This is a genomic window from Streptosporangium sp. NPDC020145, from assembly GCF_040631275.1.
Lineage (GTDB): Bacteria > Actinomycetota > Actinomycetes > Streptosporangiales > Streptosporangiaceae > Streptosporangium.
Map to the genome: position 1 here is coordinate 357773 of NZ_JBEXZT010000002.1, position 17955 is coordinate 375727.

General features: G+C 69.6%; 16 protein-coding genes. 6 read left to right on the forward strand and 10 right to left on the reverse strand.

From position 1 onward, the window contains the following. Positions 1–11: 11 nt before the first annotated feature. The gene (locus ABZ463_RS04260) at positions 12–554 is read left to right on the forward strand and encodes a hypothetical protein (protein ID WP_352010054.1); all 543 of its coding nucleotides are present in this window, start codon (positions 12–14) and stop codon (positions 552–554) included. Positions 555–558: 4 nt separating this feature from the next. Here ABZ463_RS04260 and ABZ463_RS04265 read toward each other — a convergent pair whose 3' ends face one another. The 3 genes from ABZ463_RS04265 to ABZ463_RS04275 form a co-directional block, all read right to left on the reverse strand. Further along, complete coding sequence (locus tag ABZ463_RS04265; protein ID WP_352010055.1) at positions 559–1503, reverse strand: YihY/virulence factor BrkB family protein; 945 nt, start codon at positions 1501–1503, stop codon at positions 559–561. Between the two features lie 73 nt (positions 1504–1576). Further along, entirely contained in the window at positions 1577–2581 is a 1005-nt protein-coding gene (trpS, locus tag ABZ463_RS04270) for a tryptophan--tRNA ligase (RefSeq protein WP_352010056.1), read from the reverse strand. 14 nt (positions 2582–2595) lie between these two features. Next, positions 2596–3909, reverse strand: a complete 1314-nt coding sequence (locus ABZ463_RS04275; protein ID WP_352010057.1) for a hemolysin family protein — start codon at positions 3907–3909, stop codon at positions 2596–2598. 122 nt (positions 3910–4031) lie between these two features. On the opposite strand from ABZ463_RS04275, the gene galE reads away from it, so the two are divergent. Further along, entirely contained in the window at positions 4032–4994 is a 963-nt protein-coding gene (galE, locus tag ABZ463_RS04280) for a UDP-glucose 4-epimerase GalE (RefSeq protein WP_352010058.1), read from the forward strand. Positions 4995–5339: 345 nt separating this feature from the next. Here galE and ABZ463_RS04285 read toward each other — a convergent pair whose 3' ends face one another. The 3 genes from ABZ463_RS04285 to ABZ463_RS04295 all read right to left on the reverse strand — a co-directional run bounded on the left by ABZ463_RS04285 (position 5340) and on the right by ABZ463_RS04295 (position 8818). Beyond that, positions 5340–6098 (reverse strand): hypothetical protein, encoded by a 759-nt coding sequence (locus tag ABZ463_RS04285; RefSeq protein ID WP_362772826.1) that lies wholly within the window; start codon positions 6096–6098, stop codon positions 5340–5342. Positions 6099–6338: 240 nt separating this feature from the next. Then, positions 6339–7316, reverse strand: a complete 978-nt coding sequence (locus ABZ463_RS04290) for a malate dehydrogenase (RefSeq protein WP_352010060.1) — start codon at positions 7314–7316, stop codon at positions 6339–6341. Between the two features lie 41 nt (positions 7317–7357). Continuing rightward, on the reverse strand, positions 7358–8818 hold the full coding sequence (locus ABZ463_RS04295; protein ID WP_352010061.1) for an MDR family MFS transporter: 1461 nt from the start codon (positions 8816–8818) through the stop codon (positions 7358–7360). A 55-nt stretch (positions 8819–8873) separates the two neighbouring features. Here ABZ463_RS04295 and ABZ463_RS04300 point away from each other — a divergent pair, with 55 nt between their 5' ends. After that, entirely contained in the window at positions 8874–9401 is a 528-nt protein-coding gene (locus ABZ463_RS04300; RefSeq protein ID WP_352010062.1) for a PadR family transcriptional regulator, read from the forward strand. Positions 9402–9403: 2 nt separating this feature from the next. Here the strand turns inward: ABZ463_RS04300 and ABZ463_RS04305 are convergent, their stop codons facing one another. Next, entirely contained in the window at positions 9404–11539 is a 2136-nt protein-coding gene (locus ABZ463_RS04305) for a transporter substrate-binding domain-containing protein (RefSeq protein WP_362772831.1), read from the reverse strand. Between the two features lie 198 nt (positions 11540–11737). On the opposite strand from ABZ463_RS04305, the gene ABZ463_RS04310 reads away from it, so the two are divergent. After that, positions 11738–13267 carry a hypothetical protein gene (locus ABZ463_RS04310; RefSeq protein WP_352010064.1) on the forward strand — a complete coding sequence of 510 codons (1530 nt, stop codon included), beginning with the start codon at positions 11738–11740 and terminating at the stop codon, positions 13265–13267. A gap of 108 nt (positions 13268–13375) precedes the next feature. Here the strand turns inward: ABZ463_RS04310 and ABZ463_RS04315 are convergent, their stop codons facing one another. The 3 genes from ABZ463_RS04315 to ABZ463_RS04325 all read right to left on the reverse strand — a co-directional run bounded on the left by ABZ463_RS04315 (position 13376) and on the right by ABZ463_RS04325 (position 16145). Then, positions 13376–14590: an NADP-dependent isocitrate dehydrogenase gene (locus tag ABZ463_RS04315; protein WP_352010065.1), complete on the reverse strand. Its 1215-nt coding sequence runs from the start codon at positions 14588–14590 to the stop codon at positions 13376–13378. A 102-nt stretch (positions 14591–14692) separates the two neighbouring features. Then, positions 14693–14980 (reverse strand): DUF3017 domain-containing protein, encoded by a 288-nt coding sequence (locus ABZ463_RS04320; RefSeq protein WP_352010066.1) that lies wholly within the window; start codon positions 14978–14980, stop codon positions 14693–14695. 43 nt (positions 14981–15023) lie between these two features. After that, on the reverse strand, positions 15024–16145 hold the full coding sequence (locus ABZ463_RS04325) for a citrate/2-methylcitrate synthase (RefSeq protein WP_352010067.1): 1122 nt from the start codon (positions 16143–16145) through the stop codon (positions 15024–15026). A 181-nt stretch (positions 16146–16326) separates the two neighbouring features. Between ABZ463_RS04325 and ABZ463_RS04330 the strand changes: the two genes are divergently transcribed. After that, a complete protein-coding gene (locus ABZ463_RS04330) occupies positions 16327–16980 on the forward strand; it encodes an FHA domain-containing protein (protein WP_352010068.1) in 654 nt (217 codons plus the stop codon). 479 nt (positions 16981–17459) lie between these two features. Further along, positions 17460–17924, forward strand: coding sequence for a hypothetical protein (locus ABZ463_RS04335; RefSeq protein WP_352010069.1), 465 nt, complete (start codon positions 17460–17462; stop codon positions 17922–17924). Positions 17925–17955 lie beyond the last annotated feature (31 nt).

Consider the following 17955-nt stretch of genomic DNA (forward strand, 5'->3'; position numbering starts at 1 on the left):
GAAGGACAGGCATGCGAACCGGTGTCAGGGCCGCCTGGATCGTCGTCGGCGGGGCGCTCAGCGTCGCCCTCGTACTCGGGCTCGCCGTCACGACCTGGGGCCAGATCGAGCTGCCCCGCGCCTACGACTTCGTCTACCCCGGATCCTTCGGCTCCTCCCTCATCGAAAGCCGGGGGACCTCGGACGGCGAGAGCACGAAGGTCTACTCGCTGGCCGCCCCCTGGGTCATCGTGGACGCCACCGGCCCGGTTGGCGTCAGCGTCACCCCCGGTACGGCGGGCAGGCTCACGGTGCGGCAGAAGCTCACCTCGACCCAGGTCTCCCGCACGATGCGGGAGGTGTGGGAGAAGGGCAAGACGCTGCGGGTCGACCTCGACTGCCCCGGCTACGGCCCGCCGTGGGCGCCCTCCCCGCCCTGCCGGGCCGACTACACCCTCGCCGTCCCGCCGGGCGTCAAGGTCGTGGTCGTGACCCGTTCGGGGACCATACCGTGCCCGCTCACCTCGGAGCGGACGGTCTGCCGGTCCCCGGACGCGGAGGCGGAGGCGGGCTGAGCCCTCAGGCCGGCTCCCCGCCCAGCGCGCCCGCGTCGGGGATGGGGGTCGGGTCCGGCGGCGGGCCGAGCCTCGCGGTCTCCGTCCAGGCGGCCGCGTAGAGGATCACCCTGGCGGAGAGGTTGATCCAGATCAGCAGGCCGACCATCACCGCGAACACCCCGTAGATGGGGTTGTTGAGGGTCCGCGACAGGATCAGCGCGGCCAGCTGCTTCAGGATGCCGAAGCCGACCGCGCCCAGCAGCGCGCCCCGCACGACCACCCCGAACGGCTGCCGCGACCGGCCCATCCAGCGCAGGACGATCACGAAGAGAACGGTGTCGGCGAGCAGGCCGACCGCCACGCCGAGCAGCCACAGTGACCAGCTCCCCGCGATCGAGGCGGACAGGCCCAGCTTCTCCGCGACGAACCCGCCCGCCTGGGTGGCGACTCCGCCGACCAGCACGGAGGCGATCATCGTGACGCCGACCAGGACGAAGGCGGCCAGGTCCCTGAGCTTGGCCAGGAGGAAGTTGAGCGGGGGTTCGGCGGTCATCGACATCTCGCGGAGCGCGCCGCGCAGCGCGTCGATCGCGCCGAGCCCCGCGTAGAGCAGACCGAACAGGCCGATGACCCCGGCGCTGCCGCGGGAGTCGGCGATCTGCTTGATCGGCAGCTGGTCGGCCAGCCCGGGGAGGTACTGGTCGATGGCCTGCTGCAACGTCGCGATGGCGTCCGGCCGTACGGAGAGGAAGTAGCCGAAGACCGCGAAGGCCAGCGCGATGATCGGGAAGAACGACAGGAAGGCGAAGTAGGTCACCGCTCCGGCCAGCCGGTCACCCGACTGGAGCTGGTAACGCTGCACGGTTCTGATCAGATGGTCGAACCAGGGACGCCTGATCCGCTCCGAGGCGATCGTCGCCCTGCCCCGCTCACGGATCGCGACGATCCGCTCTCGCACGCTTGTCACGCGCGTCACCTACCCAAATACCGCCGGGCCGTACGTATGACTACGTGGAACGTACGGCCCGGGGCGGGAGGCGTCAGACGGTGGGCAGGAACCCCACCCGGTCGCGGACCTTGGCCATGGTCTCCGCGGCGACCGCGCGGGCCCGTGCGGCGCCGACGGCGAGCATCCGGTCGAGCTCGGCCTCGTCGGCGAGCAGCTTCTCGGTGCGCTCCCTGATCGGGGTGAAGGTGTCGACCACGGCCTCGGCGACGTCCTTCTTGAACGTGCCGTAGCCCTGCCCGGCGTAGCGGGCCTCAAGCTCGGGGATCGGCGTGCCGGTCAGGGCCGACTGGATGCGCAGCAGGTTGGTGACGCCGGGCTTGTTCTCGTCGTCGGCCAGGACCTCGGAACCGGTGTCGGTGACGGCGCGCATGACCTTCTTGCGCAGCGGCCCCGGCTGTTCGAGCAGGTCGAGGATGCCGCCGGGCGAGGAGGACGACTTGGACATCTTCGCCGTCGGGTCCTGCAGGTCGGTGATCTTCTCGACGTCCTTGACGATGTGCGGCTTGGGCAGCGTGAAGGTCTCGCCGAAGCGGTGGTTGAAGCGCTGGGCCAGGTCGCGGGTGAGTTCGAGGTGCTGCTTCTGGTCGGCTCCGACCGGGACCTGGTCGGCCTGGTAGAGCAGGATGTCGGCCGCCTGCAGGATGGGGTAGGTGAACAGGCCGACGCTGGCCGAGCCCTCGCCGTAGCGGGCGGACTTGTCCTTGAACTGGGTCATCCTGGCCGCCTCACCCATGCCGGTGAGGCAGATCAGCACCCAGGCCAGCTCGGTGTGCTCACGGACGTGGCTCTGCACGAAGACCGTCGAGCGCTCGGGGTCGAGACCCGCAGCGAACAGCTGGGCGGCGGCGATCCTGCTGCGCCTGCGCAGGTCCTCGGGCTGGTAGTCCACCGTGATCGCGTGCAGGTCGACGACGCAGTAGAAGGCGTCGAACCCCTCCTGCATGGCGACGTACTGACGCACCGCGCCGAGGTAGTTGCCCAGGTGGAAGGAGTCTGCGGTGGGCTGGATTCCGGAGAGGACACGGGGACTGGCCATAGCTGGTAATTGTGTCAGCTGTCGGGAGTGTTCGGTGCGCCGGACGCGGGCGCTCGACGCTTTATCCGGATTCTTGACGCTCTGCGGCCGTCCATTCCGGTGACCGACAGCTCGAACCCGGGGATCTCGACTCGCTCTCCCGTCGAGGGCAGGTGTCCCAGGGCGGCCATGACGAACCCGGCGAGTGTCTCGTACGGCCCGTCGGGGAGCCTGATGCCGGTCTCCGCCTCGACCATGTCGAGGTTGGCCAGGCCGTCCAGCTCGACCTCCCCCGCGGGCAGCGCCACCCGCTTGTGCTGGACGTCGTGCTCGTCACGGATGTCGCCGACCAGTTCCTCGACCAGGTCCTCAAGCGTGACGATGCCCGCCGTCCCACCGTACTCGTCGATCACGATCGCCAGGTGGTGCCCCTCCCCGCGCATCTCCGACAGCGTGGTCAGGACACGTTTGCTGGTGGGGACGAGCTTGACCGGGCGGATCGGCACCAGTTCGCTGATCGGCTCGATGGACCCGGTCAGCACCGGGTCGAGCAGGTCCCTGATGTGCACGAACCCCACGACGTCGTCGTAGGAGTCGCGGTAGACGGGGAAGCGGGAGTGCGGCATCGCCGCGGCCAGCACCGCGGCCTCGGCCAGCGGGGTGTCGACCGCCATGAACTCGACCTCGGTGCGCGGCAGCATCACCTCGCGGAGCTGGCGCTTGGCCGCGGCGAAGACCTCCGCGATCAGGTCGCGCTCGTCCTGGGTCAGCTCGTGGTGGCCGACGACCATGTCGCGCAGTTCCTCGGTCGTGATCTCCTCGCGGTCGGCCTCCGGGTCGCCGCCCAGCGTCCTGACCACGACGTCGGTCGAGGTGGACAGCGCCCAGATGACCGGGCGCGACAGCGCGGCGACCCGGTCGAGGAAGGGCGCGACCAGCAGCGAGATGCCCTCGGCCCGCTGTCTGGCGATCCGCTTGGGCACCAGTTCGCCGAGCACCAGCGAGAAGTAGGAGATCGCCAGCGTCACCAGCACCAGGGCCAGCGGGGCCGCGACCGCCGTGGGCACCCCCCAGCCGGCCACGACCGGCTGGAACTCCCTGGCGAGGGTGTCGGCGCCGAAGGCCGCCGAGAGCATGGTCGCCACGGTCACGCCGATCTGGACCGCGGACAGGAAGCGGTTCGGGTCGTGGGCGAGTCTGGCGGCCCTGGCGCCCCTGCGCCCCCGGGTCTCCAGCCTGCGAACCTGGCTCTCCCTGAGGGAGACCATCGCCATCTCCGCCGCCGCGAAGAAACCCCCGACCAGGATGAAGACCAGGACCAGGGCCGCGTTCGCCAGGACGTTGTTCACGAGATTGTCTCCGTCATGGCCGCCGCCCGTTCCGACTGTGGCCGATATTTGAGGTGCAAGCATATGCTGGCACCGTCCTCACAAAAATAAACACATACCCACATCATCAAACAGGAGGTCTTGTGAAGCTGCTGGTCACCGGTGGTGCCGGATATATCGGGAGCGTCGTGGCGGCGCAGCTCGTCGAGGCGGGCCACGAGGTCGTCGTGCTCGACGACCTCTCCACCGGTCACGCCGACGCGGTCCCCTCCGGCGCGCGGTTCGTCCAGGGGTCGATCACCGACGCCTCCGGCGTGCTGACCGGCGTGGACGGTGTCCTGCACTTCGCGGCCAGGTCCCTGGTCGGCGAGTCCGTCGACAAGCCCGGCCTGTACTGGGGGCACAACCTCGGCGGCACCCTCGCCCTGCTCGACGCCATGCGGGCCGCCGGAGTCGGCCGGATCGTCTTCTCCTCCACCGCCGCGACGTACGGCGAGCCGGAGCGCTCCCCCATCCTGGAGACCGACCCGACCCGGCCGACCAACCCCTACGGCGCCTCCAAGCTCGCGGTCGACACGGCCCTGACCGCCTTCGCCGGCCTGTACGGCCTGGCCGCGGTGAGCCTGCGCTACTTCAACGTGGGCGGCGCCTACACCGCGCCGGACGGGCGAACCTACCGCGAACGGCACACCGTGGAGACCCACCTGATCCCTAACGTCCTCGCCGTCGCGCTCGGCGGGCGCGAGACGGTCAGCCTGTTCGGCACGGACTACCCCACGCCCGACGGGACATGCGTGCGCGACTACGTCCACGTCGCCGACCTGGCCAGGGCGCACCTGCTGGCGCTGAACGCCTGCTCCCCCGGCGAGCACAGGATCTACAACCTGGGCAGCGGCACCGGCTTCTCCGTCCGCGAGGTGCTGTCGGTCTGCCGCGAGGTCACCGGCCACCCGATCCCCGCCGTCGAACTCGACCGCAGGCCAGGTGACCCGGCCGTACTCGTCGCCTCCTCCGAGAAGATCCAACGCGACCTCGGCTGGAAGCCCGAGCACCCGACCCTCAAGGAAATAGTCACCGACGCCTGGACCGCCCTACAGACCCCCTGACCACAGCTCCTCCCCCGCACCGGGTGCGAGGGGTTTGATCTTGGCCTTACCGGTGCCGTGTGTGAGGGGTGTCGGCTTGGGCGCGTCGGTGCTTGGACTGAGGAGTGAGGGAGCGAAGCGGACGAACGACGAGGGAAAGCACCGACTCAGGGCGCCCAAGCCCGCGACGCCGCCAGGCGTCGCAAAGAGGCCCGGCTTGGGCGCGTCGGTGTCTGGACTGAGGAACGCAGGAGCGCAGCGACGGAGTGACGAGGGAAGACACCGACCCGAAGCGCCCAAGCCCCGCGACGCCGCCAGGCGGAGCAAAGAGACACAGCCCGCGACGCCGCCAGGCGGAGCAAAGAGTCACAACCTGATGCGCGCCATGTTGTTCGCCGGGCGGCGGTCTCCCACGTGGGAGGAGTAGACCGTCGCCCTGGCCTTGGGGGCCGTTCTTCTGGCGCGGAAGGCGAGTCTGAGGTTGATCCGGCTGCCCGAGCCGACCGCGCCCAGCGCGCAGCCGACGTAGCCCGCGTACGCGTGGCAGCGCGCCCCCTCGGCCGACAGGAAGCGCGCCTTGACGGTGCGCAGGAAGACGGAGGCGTCCCTGACGGTTCTGGGACCCCGGTTGTGGACCACGGCGTCCATCGTCACCAGGCGGCCCTGCCGGGTCTTGCGCGCCAGCCGTACGGCCAGGTCGGCGCCCTCGTCGACCTGGGTGGTGAGCCGGGCCGAGTTGTTCGTCTCGTCGGCGTCGATCACCTCGGAGGTGAGGGCGGCGGTGGCGGTCAGCGGGCCGTGCGCGCCGGTCCTGACGATGCCGCTGATGGTCACCCCGCCGTCGGTCCCGGCCAGGACGTCCTGCTGGGAGGGGCAGATCACCTCGTTGGTCGTCCTGCCCGGCACGCATTCGGCGACGTTGACGCTGAGGACGTCCACGCCGTGCGGTAGCCGTACGACGAGGAGGGGAAGCACCGCGTCCTCCGGGCCCGCGTTGTGCACCTCCACCCGGTAGGACAGTGGTTGCCCTGGTTGCGCCACTCCCGGTAGGGCGTGGATCCGTACCGAAAGGTCCGCTCCACCGGGTCTTTCTCCCCTGTTCTCCGCCTGAGCCGCCCCCGGCATTACGAAAGCCGCGAAAAGGGCAAAACCTACAACTGCGGCGACAAAACGCCCCGCACCATACGCTGTGAACACCGATCCCCCGAACGTCAGTGGTCATTCAACGCGAGACACCCTCCCGGGGCATGCTGACACGCCGCCCGCCGACGCTCTGGAGACCTGAACCGGTTCACCCGGGGAGACGCGAGAGGGGGCCCCGGCGGACCGGGACCCCCTCTCGCGTGCGGAACGCGACCGCTCGGATCAGATGAGACCGAGCTCGCGTACGGCGGCGCGCTCCTCCTCAAGCTCGCGCACCGAGGCGTCGATGCGCTCGCGGGAGAAGGCGTCGATCTCCAGACCCTGGACGATCTCCCACCTGCCGTCACGGGAGATGACGGGGAAGGAGGAGATGAGGCCCTCGGGCACGCCGTAGGAGCCGTCGGAGGGGATGGCGGCGGAGGTCCACTCGGAGCCGTTGACCCAGTCGTAGACGTGGTCGATCGCGGCGTTGGCGGCGGAGGCCGCCGAGGAGGCGCCCCGGGCCTCGATGATCGCGGCGCCGCGCTTGGCGACGGTCGGGATGAAGGTGTCGCGCAGCCAGGCCTCGTCCACCTGCTCGGCGGCGATCTTGCCACCGACCTCGGCGTGGTAGAGGTCGGGGTACTGCGTGGCGGAGTGGTTGCCCCAGATGGTCATCTTCTTGATCTCGGTGACCGGGACCTGGAGCTTGGCGGCGAGCTGGGACAGCGCGCGGTTGTGGTCGAGGCGGGTCATCGCGGTGAAGCGCTCGGCCGGGACGTCGGGGGCGTGCTGCTGGGCGATGAGGGCGTTGGTGTTGGCCGGGTTGCCCACGACCAGGACACGGATGTCGTCGGCCGCGTTGTCGTTGATGGCCTTGCCCTGCGGGCCGAAGATGCCGCCGTTGGCCTGCAGCAGGTCGCCGCGCTCCATGCCCGCCGTACGGGGGCGGGCGCCGACCAGCAGGGCGACGCTGGCGCCGTCGAAGGCCTTGTTGGCGTCGTCGGTGACCTCGATGCCGCTCAGCAGCGGGAAGGCGCAGTCGTCGAGCTCCATCGCGGTGCCCTCGGCGGCCTTGACCGCCTGCGGGATCTCCAGCAGGCTCAGCTTGACCGGGACGTCGGCGCCCAGCAACTGGCCCGACGCGATGCGGAACAGCAGCGCGTAGCCGATCTGACCGGCGGCGCCGGTGACGGTGACCTTTACGGGAGTCTGGGCCATGACCTTCCCCCACTCGTAGGATGAATTGCGACGTTCGGATGTTACCCGTCGACGGTCGCCGACCTCGCGGCGAGTACCTTGATCCGGCCGGAGGGCAGCGCGATCAGGGCGATCAGCGCCACGACGGCCCCGCTGACGGCGAGCCAGGGGACGACGTTCGCGGTCGCCGCCGCGTGCGCCGCGCTCAGTCCGCGCAGGGGCGCCTCCTGCCTGACGACGGAGGCGTAGAGCGTTCCGGCCAGGGCCAGGGCGACCGAGCCGCCGATCTGCCGGAAGAAGGTCAGGTTGGCGCTCGCGGTGCCGATGAACCTGGGCGGAACCGCGAACTGCACCGCGACGGTCAGGCCGGACAACATCGGCCCCATGCCGAGGCCGAGCAGCGCCATCCATCCGGCGAGCAGGACACCCGAGGTCCCGGCGGTGATCCCGGAGCACAGCAGGGCCCCGGCCGCGATGAGGAACGCCCCGCAGATCAGCCACGGCCGGTAACGCATGCTCCTGGTGATGAGCAGGCCGGTGCCCGCGCTGCCCACGACCATCCCGAGCATGAGCGGGTAGATGCGCAGGCCTGACTCGGTCGCGCTCAGGCCGACGGACTCCTGGAAGTAGCGCGGCAGGAAGACCACCCCGGCGTACAGGCAGAACGCGGTGAAGAAGGAGGCGACGTTGGCCAGGGCGTAGGTGCGGACGCGGAACAGTTCGAGCGGGATGATCGGCGCCTGGGCCCGGCTCTCGACGAGGACGAACAGCGCCAGCAGCGCGACGGAGCCCAGGACGGGCCACAGCACGGGAGCGCTGGTCCAGGTGTGCCCGTCGATCCCCTTCTCGGTCAGGCCGATGAGCAGCACGCTGATCGCCACGCTGAAGACGGCGATGCCGAGGTAGTCGGGACGGGTGCCCCGTCCCTGCCCGGCGGTGTGCGGCAGCCTGGCGACGATGATCGCGATGAGGGCGACGCCGATGGGCAGGTTGACCAGGAAGGCCCAGCGCCAGCTCGCCTGGTCGGTGAACAGTCCGCCGAGGAAGGGCCCGGCGATGTAGCTCAACGCCATCACCCCGCCCAGGGCGCCCTGCACCCGGCCGCTCCTGCCGGGCGGGAACAGGTCGGCGACCAGCGCGAGGGACAGCGGCAGCAGCGCCCCGGCCCCCAGTCCCTGCAGGGCGCGGAAGGCGATGAGCTGACCCATGTCCTGCGCCGCGCCGCACAGCGCGGAACCGACCAGGAAGAGCGTGACCCCGGTCAGCAGCAGGGGCTTGCGGCCGTAGGTGTCCGACAGCCTGCCGTACAGGGGGACGGTGATCGTCGAGGTCAGCAGGTAGGCGGTCACGACCCAGGTGTACAGGCCTGCGCCGCCGAGTTCCTGGACGATCCGGGGTAGCGCCGTTCCCACGATCGTCTGGTCGAGCATGGCCAGGAACATGCCGCCGAGTACGGCGAGCAGCAACAGCCCGTTCTTCGCGGGCCGGGTCTCCACGGGAGGATTCAATACGTCGGTAGACACATGTTGATAGTGACGTGTCAGTCCTGACATGTCAATGCGTAGCTATGATGAGGGCATGTCTCTCCGGATCGCGCTCCTGGGCCTGTTGACCGCCGCGGGACCCTCAAGCGGCTACGACCTGACCAAGCTCTTCGAGAGTTCGATCAGCAACGCCTGGCAGGCCCGGCACAGCCAGATCTATCCCGAGCTGAACAAGATGGCCGCCGAGGGACTGGTCACGGTCGAGGAGGCCGGACCGCGCGGCAGGAAGAGCTACGCGATCACCAAGGAGGGCTCGGCGGAGCTGCGCGCGTGGATGCTGGACGAACAGCCCTCACGCATGCACCGCAGTGAGACGGCGCTGCGCGCCTTCCTGCTGCCCACGATCGAACCGCACGAGGCCGTCGCGCTGCTGCGCGGGCAGGCCGAGGTGCTCGCCGCCAAAATGGCCGAGCTTGAGGCCATCCGCGCCAAGGCCTCCGTCTGGCGCAAGCCCGGTTTCGGACGGTACGCCCTTGATCTGGGCATCCGGCAGACCCGTCTGCTGCACGACTGGGCCGAGGAGACCGCGGCCGAGATCGAGAAGTCGGCCGGACAGGGCTGACCTCAGCCGCACCCGGCCATCGCGGGAAGGGTGTCCTCCCTGGTGGAGAAGTCCACCTTGGAGAAGTGACGGTCGAGCAGCCTGCTGATGGTGCCGTCGCGGTAGAGGCTCACGATCGCGCCCTGGACCGCCTTGCAGGTGCGCTGGTCGCCCTTGCGCAGGGCCACCGCGTAGCGCTCGTCGGTGAGTTTGAGCCCGACCACCTTGTAGCGGATGCTCTCGCGGTCGGCGAAGCCCGCCAGCACCAGGTCGTCGCCGGGGATCGCGTCCACGTCCCCGGCCAGCAGCATGTTCATGCACTCGGTGTAGGTGCTCGCGGCGACCAGGTCCAGGCGCTTGACCACGTCCTGCAGGGCACCGACCGAGGCGCTCGCCCCCGGCTGGCAGAGCTTGCGGCCTTCGAGGTCCGCCACGGAGGAGATCGCCGAACCTCCCTTGACGAGCACGTCCACGTGCGCCACGTAGTACGGACCGGCGAAGGTGACGGCGTCCGTCTTGTTGATCGAGTAGGTCGAGATGACCAGGTCGAGGTCCCCTGAGGCCAGCAGCTTCGGCCGTTCCTCGCGGGAGGTGCCCCTGAAGGTGATCCCGCTCGCCGGCACGTCGAGCTTCTTGGCGATCGCGGTCGCCAGATCAACCTCGAACCCCTGCCAGGTGCCTTCGTTGTTCAGCGCGACGCCGGGCAGGAAGTCACGCATGCCGATGGTCAGCCGGTGGGTGCTCGCCGCCTTGTCCACGACCGAGGAGAAGGTCTTCGGGCTCGGCGTGACCGGGGTCAGGGTCGACTGCTGGACGCGTCCGGCCAGCCCCGGCAGCCAGCCCGAGAAGTAGGCGACCGCGCCCGCTCCCGCGACCAGCAGGACGGCCACCGCCGCCGCGATCCAGCGTCCCCGCGAACGCCGCCGGGGCTCCGGGGAGGAGGCCTGGTTCGCGACCGTCGCCTGCCAGTTCGGCGGCTGCTCGGCGTACCCCCCGGACGGGCCGTAGGCGGGCTGCGCCGGCCCTGTCTGATGCTGGGCCGGCCGCTCGCCGTACACCGGGAACCGCTCGGCCTGGGACCACTCAGGCTGGGACCGCTCGGCCTGGGGGCGCTCAGTCTGGGACCACTCGGTCTGGGGGCGTTCGGGCTGGGGGCGCTCAGCCTGGGGGTGCTCGGCCGACGGGATCCGCGGGCGGGAGATCTGGGAGAGCGAGGGCTGCGGGGGGCGCGGGATCTGCACGGTCGGCGGCGACTCGGAGACGGGCATCCTGATGGGGTTGGTGGCGTCCTCGGGGCCCGCGACCTGCGCCCCCTCGTTGAGCACCGCGGGCGAGGCGTTGACGGTCTCCGGGTGGCCGAGCAGGCGCAGCAGGATCTGGTCGGCGGAGGGGCGCTCGCCGGGCGCCTTGGACAGCGCCGCCGCGGCCACGCCGCGCAGCGGCTCGGGCAGGTCGCCGAGGTCGACCTCGTGGTTGAGGATGCGGTTGAGCACCACCGCGATCGAACCGCCCGCGAACGCCGTCTCGCCCGTCGCGGCGAAGGCGATGGTCGCCCCCCACGCGAAGACGTCCGTGTGCGGCCCGACGTCGCCCCCGGAGACCTGCTCCGGGGCCATGTAGGCGGGGGTGCCGATGGCCCTGCTGGTGATCGTGCCGGTCGAGTCGATGACGCGGGCGATGCCGAAGTCGACGACCCTGGGCCCGTCGGCGGCGATGAGCACGTTGTCCGGCTTGAAGTCGCGGTGCACGATCGCGGCCTGGTGGATGGCGGTCAGGGCGGTCGCGGTGCCGACGGCCAGGCGCTGCAGCGCGGTGCCGCGCAGCGGCCCCTCGGCCTCGACGACCTCCCGCAGCGACCTGCCCTCGATGTACTCGCTGGCGATGTAGGGGGTGTCGCCGTCCAGGTCGACGTCGATCACGCCCGCCGTGCAGAAGGAGGCGACCCGGCGGGCGGCTCGCGCCTCCCTGGCGAAGCGGGACCTGGCGATCGTGTCGCCGGAGAACTTCACGTGCAGCAGCTTGATCGCCGCCCGTTCCCCCTCGGGGGTCTCGCCCAGGTAGACGATCCCCTGGCCGCCCTCCCCGATCCGGCCGACAATGCGGAACTGCCCAAGCTGGTGCGGTTCCCCCGCCCCCAGCGGCGCGATCTGCGGCATCATCGTCCTCACGATCCGGTGACTCCCCGACCAGCCAAACTTTACGACCCCGCGCCCCCATCTCCGTCTTGTACGGTCTGTGGCGGGTCATCTGGACACGCCGACCTGCCCGATTACCGACAAACCACCCCAAGATGGCGCGGCACGCGCTTAGATCGCTACCGTTGACCGTTCCTTCAGTCAAAGCGGAGCCAATCCTTGATGCGCCGATACACGGGTTATCGCGACTTCATCCAGCGCGATCAGCGTCTCCTGGTCGGTACGGCCCTGCTCCTGACCGGTAGCCACGACCAGGCCTTGCGGCTCGTCCTGTGGTCCCTGCGCTCCGTCGGGCTGAGCTGGCCCCCGACCCTCTGGGAGAACCCCACCGTTCACGCCCAGATCACGATGTACCGCCGCTATCTGCGGCGGCCCGTCACGACGAGGGCCACGGCCCTGCTGCGGCTCCCGCCGGTCCGGCGGGTGATCGCCGTGGCGTGCCTGCACGACGGCAGGACCCCCGAGGAGGTGGCCACCGCCCTGGGCCTGTCCCGGGAGGCCGTGGAGACGGAGGTCTCCGAGGCGGTGACCACCCTGGCCAAGGGCGACGCCAAGCGGCTGACCACCAGGCTGGCCGCCACGGCGGCCGAGGCGTCGGTCCCCGACCTCGCCGTCAGGTCCGTGCGGGCGCTGCGCCGCCGCCGCGTCCGGGGGGTGCTCCTGACCACGGTCGCGGGCCTGATCCCGGTGGGTCTCATCGCCTTCACCCTGCAGCAGGGGCAGGTGTGGAACTCCGCGCTCGGTGAGAGCAACCAGATCGCCTCGGCCGGGGTGGGGTCGGCCGTGGGTCCCGGCCCGCAGGCCTGGCAGACCCCCCGTACGTCGTTCACGATCCGCTACGCCGTACCGGACAAGTGTCCCGACGACGGCGCCTCGACCGACGGCAGGCCCGCACCCTCCCGGGCGGGGAAGGTCACCTGTGCGGGCTGGACGCTGAAGCTGGCCGGGGGCGACGAGGGCCGTCCCGCGCTTGAGTCGGTCGAGTGCGAGCGTCCCGGCCACTGCGAGTCCACCGTGAAGGTGCCCGACGCGGCCCAGCATCTGGCGCACGGCGACGACTGGAGCTACTGGAGCCTGTCACCCGCGGTCAGCGGGGACGGGCGGCGTATCGCCTATCTCAGCGCCGCGGAGGGCCGTTACGTCGCCCACGACCTGAGCAGCGGCGAGAAGAAGTACCTGTCGCCGGTCCTGGCCCCCTCCGACACCGAGACGGGGACCGGGGTGAGCGTCTCGCGCGACGGCGGCTTCTTCGTCGTCGAACTGAACGGACGGCGGCTGCGGACCGACTTCGCCACCGGCGCCACGACGTCGCTGCCCGCGGGCCAGGCGACGGCCGCGGAGAAGGCGGCCGACTGGATGCGGCAGACCTACCGGGTCTGGCGTGACTCGCCGAGCGGGAGGTTCACCGCCGCCGTCAAACCGGGCGGGGACGACAGCGACCGCCTGCACGTCATCGACGCCAGGACCAGGAAGGTCTTCAAGGACCTGCCGATGCCCTCGCTGGGCGACCCCACCTCCGCCGAGGTCGTCGGCTGGGCGAACGTCCGCGAGGTCGTCGTCAAGCTGACCGACAGGCGGACCGGGGACCTGCTCGGCTTCTTCAGGGTCGACGCGATCACCGGACGGCTGCACCGGATCGCCGGGCTGCCGGACGGGGACTCGATCGTGCTCGGCGACCTGACCGAGCCGTGAGCGCGGCCTCGGGTTTCCCGGCACGGGGACCGCTTCCTGCGCGTTCGTGGCACGGAAGAACGAGAGGGGCCGCCGTGACGGCGACCCCTCCGCGTGAGGAACGACCTCTCAGGCCATCTTCCTCTTGAGGTTCTCGTCCAGCGCCCCCAGGAAGTCCTGGGTGGTCAGCCACTTGGCGTCGCCGCCGACCAGGAGGGCGAGGTCCTTGGTCATCTGACCGCCCTCGACGGTCTCGACGCAGACCTGCTCCAGCTTCTCGGCGAAGTCGATCACCGCGGGGGTGTTGTCGAGCTTGCCGCGGTGGGCCAGGCCCCGGGTCCACGCGAAGATCGAGGCGATCGGGTTGGTGGAGGTGGGGTTGCCCTTCTGGTGCTGACGGTAGTGACGGGTCACGGTGCCGTGAGCCGCCTCGGCCTCGACGGTGCGGCCGTCGGGGGTCAGCAGGACGGAGGTCATCAGGCCCAGCGAGCCGAAGCCCTGGGCGACGGTGTCGGACTGGACGTCACCGTCGTAGTTCTTGCAGGCCCAGACGTAGCCGCCCTCCCACTTGAGCGCCGCGGCGACCATGTCGTCGATCAGACGGTGCTCGTAGGTGATGCCCGCGGCCTCGAACTCGGCCTTGAACTCGGTCTCGTAGACCTCGGCGAAGATGTCCTTGAAGCGGCCGTCGTAGGCCTTGAGGATCGTGTTCTTCGTGGAGAGGTAGACCGGGTAGTTGCGGGCCAGGCCGTACCGCATGGACGCCCGCGCGAAGTCGCGGATCGACTCGTCCAGGTTGTACATGGCCAGCGCGACACCGCCGCCGGGGAAGTCGTAGACGTCGAGCTCGATCGGCTCGGAGCCGTCCTTCGGGGTGAAGGTGAGGGTCAGCGTGCCCTCGCCGGGGACCTTCAGGTCGGTGGCGCGGTACTGGTCACCGAAGGCGTGACGGCCGACGACGATCGGCTTGGTCCAGCCGGGCACGAGCCTCGGCACGTTGGACATGATGATCGGCTCGCGGAAGATGACACCGCCGAGGATGTTACGGATCGTCCCGTTCGGGGACTTCCACATCTTCTTGAGGCCGAACTCCTCGACCCGGGCCTCGTCCGGAGTGATCGTGGCGCACTTGACGCCGACGCCGTACTGCTTGATCGCGTTGGCGGCGTCGATCGTCACCTGGTCGTCGGTCGCATCACGGTGCTCGATCCCGAGGTCGTAGTACTTCAGGTCGACGTCCAGGTAGGGAAGGATCAGCTGGTCCTTGATGAACTGCCAGATGATCCGGGTCATCTCGTCGCCGTCAAGCTCGACGACGGGACCCTCTACCTTGATCTTGGGCATGCGTGTGGTTCCCCTTCTGAACTAACACTGGCCAGACAGTCCTTGAGGCTCACTGGCCGTTGAGGCTATCGGACGGGTTTGACCGCCCTGCGACGCCCCCTGTCATCTGCCATATCGCGGCATGAGCCACGGATACTGCAACAACAGCGATCCCACCATCAGCGCGATGCCGAAGATCGCCAAGGTGACGGCGTCGGTCGCCTTGCGGCGTACGGCGAGCCGCCCTCCCCCGCCCAGGCGCAGCAGCGCGCCCAGCGCCATGACGGCGCCGAGGGCGAAACCTCCCCACTCGGGGTCGGCCAGCACGGCGAAGACCACCGCGAGAACCGCGCCGGCCAGGACCACGGGGTACGGTCCCCACCGTTCCCTGGGGACACCGCCCGCGTTCACCGTTCGCCTCCGCGCCCGTTCTCCTGCGTTTCCCGTGTCCGGCTCATCGCTCGTCGATCGGCTTCCACTTCTGGTCACGCTCGCCGACGTACTCACTGTCCGGGCGAATCAGACGGTTGTCCGCGTGTTGTTCGATGACATGTGCGGTCCATCCTGACATGCGACTGACCGAGAAGACGGGAGTGAACAGGTCGGTCGGGATACCGAGATAGTGGTAAACGGTCGCCGCGTAGAAGTCCACGTTCGGGTAGAGGCCCTTCGTCTCGAAGACGACCTCCTCCATCTCCTTGGACATCCGGTAGTAGGTGTCGTCGCCGGAGGCCTCGGCGAGCTCCCGCGACATCCTGCGCAGGTGCGTCGCGCGCGGGTCCTCCGTCTTGTAGACCCGGTGCCCGAAGCCCATGATCTTCTCGTGGGCGGCGAGCCTGTCACGCACGGACTGGGCGACCGAGGCCGGGTCCAGCGCCTCAAGGGTGCGCATGACCTGCTCGTTCGCGCCTCCGTGCAGGGGGCCCTTCAGGGTGCCGATGGCCGCCACGATGGCCGAGTGCATGTCCGAGAGCGTCGCGGCGCAGACGCGGGCGGCGAAGGTCGAGGCGTTCATGGTGTGGTCGGCGTGCAGGACCAGGCAGGTGTCGAAGATCTCGACGGCGTGCGGGTCGGGGACCCGGCCGGTGATCTGGAGCAGGAAGTTGGCGGCGACGCTCAACTCGGGGTCGGGCTCGGGGATCTCGGCGCCGGTCCTGGCCGCGTGGTAGCGGGCCACCAGGATCGGCTGCTGGGCGGTGAGCCTGGCCGCCTTGCGAAGGTTGGCCTCCGGGCTGTTGGAATCCTTGTCCGGATCGTCGCCCGAGGCCAGCGAGACCAGCGTGCGCAGCGCCTCCATGGGAGCCTGCTTGTCCGCGATCTCCGGGATGTTCGCCTCGGCGAGCGCGCCGAGCGTGCGCCCCCTGACGAGTTCGGCGCCGTAGTCGGCGAGTTGCTCCCTGGTCGGGAGGCTGCCGTGCTGGAGCAGGTGCGCGGTCTCCTCGAAGGTCGTACGGCCCGCGAGATCGTGGATGTCGTAACCGCGGTAGAAGAGACGACCGGCCTGTCCGTCGATGTCGCTGAGCGCCGTGGACGCGGCTACGACATCTGCGAGACCTTTTGTGGGCTTGTCCGCCATGACTGTTTCCTCCGCTTTTCTTCCAGCGAAGTCTACCTGTGAGCAGGACAAACCTTCCCAAGAGGTCAAGGCCAATTTCACGTGGGATTCTCCTCACGGCAAAGGCGATTCCCCTTCCCCTCGTTTGGGTAAGCCGCAGCTGTAGGAATAGTTACGGCGGGCTACCTGGGGAGGAACTGCCGTGGAGGGGCCGTTCATACGCATCGAGGACACAGGCGAGGTTGTCCCGTTGCGCCCCGAGATCACGACGATCGGGCGTGGCCGGGGAGTAGACATCCGGCTCAACGATCCAAGTGTTTCCCGGCTGCACGCGGAATTCGTCCGGCGCGGCCCCTACCTGTATGTCGTTGATCTGGGCCTGTCCCGCAACGGCACACGGGTTAACGGCAGGCCGATCGCGAGAAGGGTGCTCGACGACGGCGACGTCGTCTCCTTCGGCGCCGCGAGGGGCAGGATAGGCGGGGTCCCGCGCGAGGACTTCGCCCCAGAGGTCGAACTGCGCCGCGCAGCGGCGCCCGAGCTGACTCGCCGGGAGGTGGACGTGCTGACATCACTGTGCCGTCCAGCCCTCTCCGACGAGGCGTTCGTCGCTCCCGCGACCGCGCGGGAGATCGCCGACGACCTGGTGGTGACCGAGGCCGCGGTCAAACAGCATCTGCTGCGGCTGTACCAGAAGTTCCGGATACCCGAGGGCACCAACCGCCGAACGCGGCTGGCCAACGAAGTGGTCGCCCTCGGTCTGGTCAGGCCGACTCCGGTGGTGCCGCCGCAACGCGCGGCGGGTCCTCCGGAGCCGCAACCCGCGACCACGACGGCCAACCGCCGGGCCTCCTAGCCCGCGACCGGTGTCCCGCCCCCGGGTCTGGGGCAGGGTGTTCCGTCGGCACGAGCGTACGGTGTGCCTCCCTCCGGCACACCGTGCTCCGTCATGTCCGCAGCCTTCTTCGGGGCGGCGTGACCGCGTCCCGCGTGACCTTCGGACCGGGCCCGCGCGGCCCTTCACGGCCGGGACGGCACGGCCCGCCAGAAACCGGCAAAAAGTGACAGACCACGGCGAGCGTCGGCCGCTCAGTGACGATCTCCTGACCGGCCCCCGCGTTCGCCCGCGAACCGGCCCAACGCGCTGACCAGCGGATTCGCGCTCATCTCATGGCCCTTTCCGGCCGCGGAGCCCGGTACTGACGACCGGATCGTTCCCTTGATGACAGGTTCAGTGACATGAGCGCTGTCATAAGTGTCTTTTTCCGCCTATGCCCCAAGAAGCACCATTCAAGTGCGGAAACGACCGCTTGACGTGAAGGAGCGAGGAGAGGCATGGGCAAGTACGATCACCTGTTCGTCCATCACATGCGGGACTGCGCCGACGACCTGGTGAACGAGGGCGCCGCCGCGGGCGGCGAGCGTCCGGCCAACATCGGCGACCCCTTCGGACTGATGCGCTCCATCGATGTGGACCTCAGCACGGTCCACATGGCCTACAGCTGGATCAACCCGACGACGGAGCAGGTGCACTGGGTCAACGACCACGAGCACACCTACGACGAGGTCCTCATCTGGATGGGCAACGACCCCGACAACATCCACGACCTCGGCGCGGAGCTGTACCTCGACATCGAGGGCGAGCGGCACACGGTCAACACGACCGGCTCGGTGTTCATCCCCGCGGGCACCCGGCACTGCCCGCTCGGGTTCAACTACGTGAACCGCCCGTTCACGTTCATCGCGCTGTCGCTGAACCCGTCCTACGCCTCGGACGAGAACGTGCCGCGCCACACCTGATCGGTTGGGGGGCGGCGTGGGCCGGGTGGAG

Bases quoted from the DNA above. Each gene is read 5' to 3' on its own strand.
- ABZ463_RS04260 (WP_352010054.1), top strand. From the start codon at position 12: ATGCGAACCGGTGTCAGGGCCGCCTGGATCGTCGTCGGCGGGGCGCTC.
- trpS (WP_352010056.1), bottom strand. From the start codon at position 2,581: ATGGCCAGTCCCCGTGTCCTCTCCGGAATCCAGCCCACCGCAGACTCC.
- ABZ463_RS04285 (WP_362772826.1), bottom strand. From the start codon at position 6,098: ATGCCGGGGGCGGCTCAGGCGGAGAACAGGGGAGAAAGACCCGGTGGA.
- ABZ463_RS04290 (WP_352010060.1), bottom strand. From the start codon at position 7,316: ATGGCCCAGACTCCCGTAAAGGTCACCGTCACCGGCGCCGCCGGTCAG.
- ABZ463_RS04300 (WP_352010062.1), top strand. From the start codon at position 8,874: ATGTCTCTCCGGATCGCGCTCCTGGGCCTGTTGACCGCCGCGGGACCC.
- ABZ463_RS04305 (WP_362772831.1), bottom strand. From the start codon at position 11,539: ATGATGCCGCAGATCGCGCCGCTGGGGGCGGGGGAACCGCACCAGCTT.
- ABZ463_RS04310 (WP_352010064.1), top strand. From the start codon at position 11,738: ATGCGCCGATACACGGGTTATCGCGACTTCATCCAGCGCGATCAGCGT.
- ABZ463_RS04315 (WP_352010065.1), bottom strand. From the start codon at position 14,590: ATGCCCAAGATCAAGGTAGAGGGTCCCGTCGTCGAGCTTGACGGCGAC.
- ABZ463_RS04325 (WP_352010067.1), bottom strand. From the start codon at position 16,145: ATGGCGGACAAGCCCACAAAAGGTCTCGCAGATGTCGTAGCCGCGTCC.
- ABZ463_RS04335 (WP_352010069.1), top strand. From the start codon at position 17,460: ATGGGCAAGTACGATCACCTGTTCGTCCATCACATGCGGGACTGCGCC.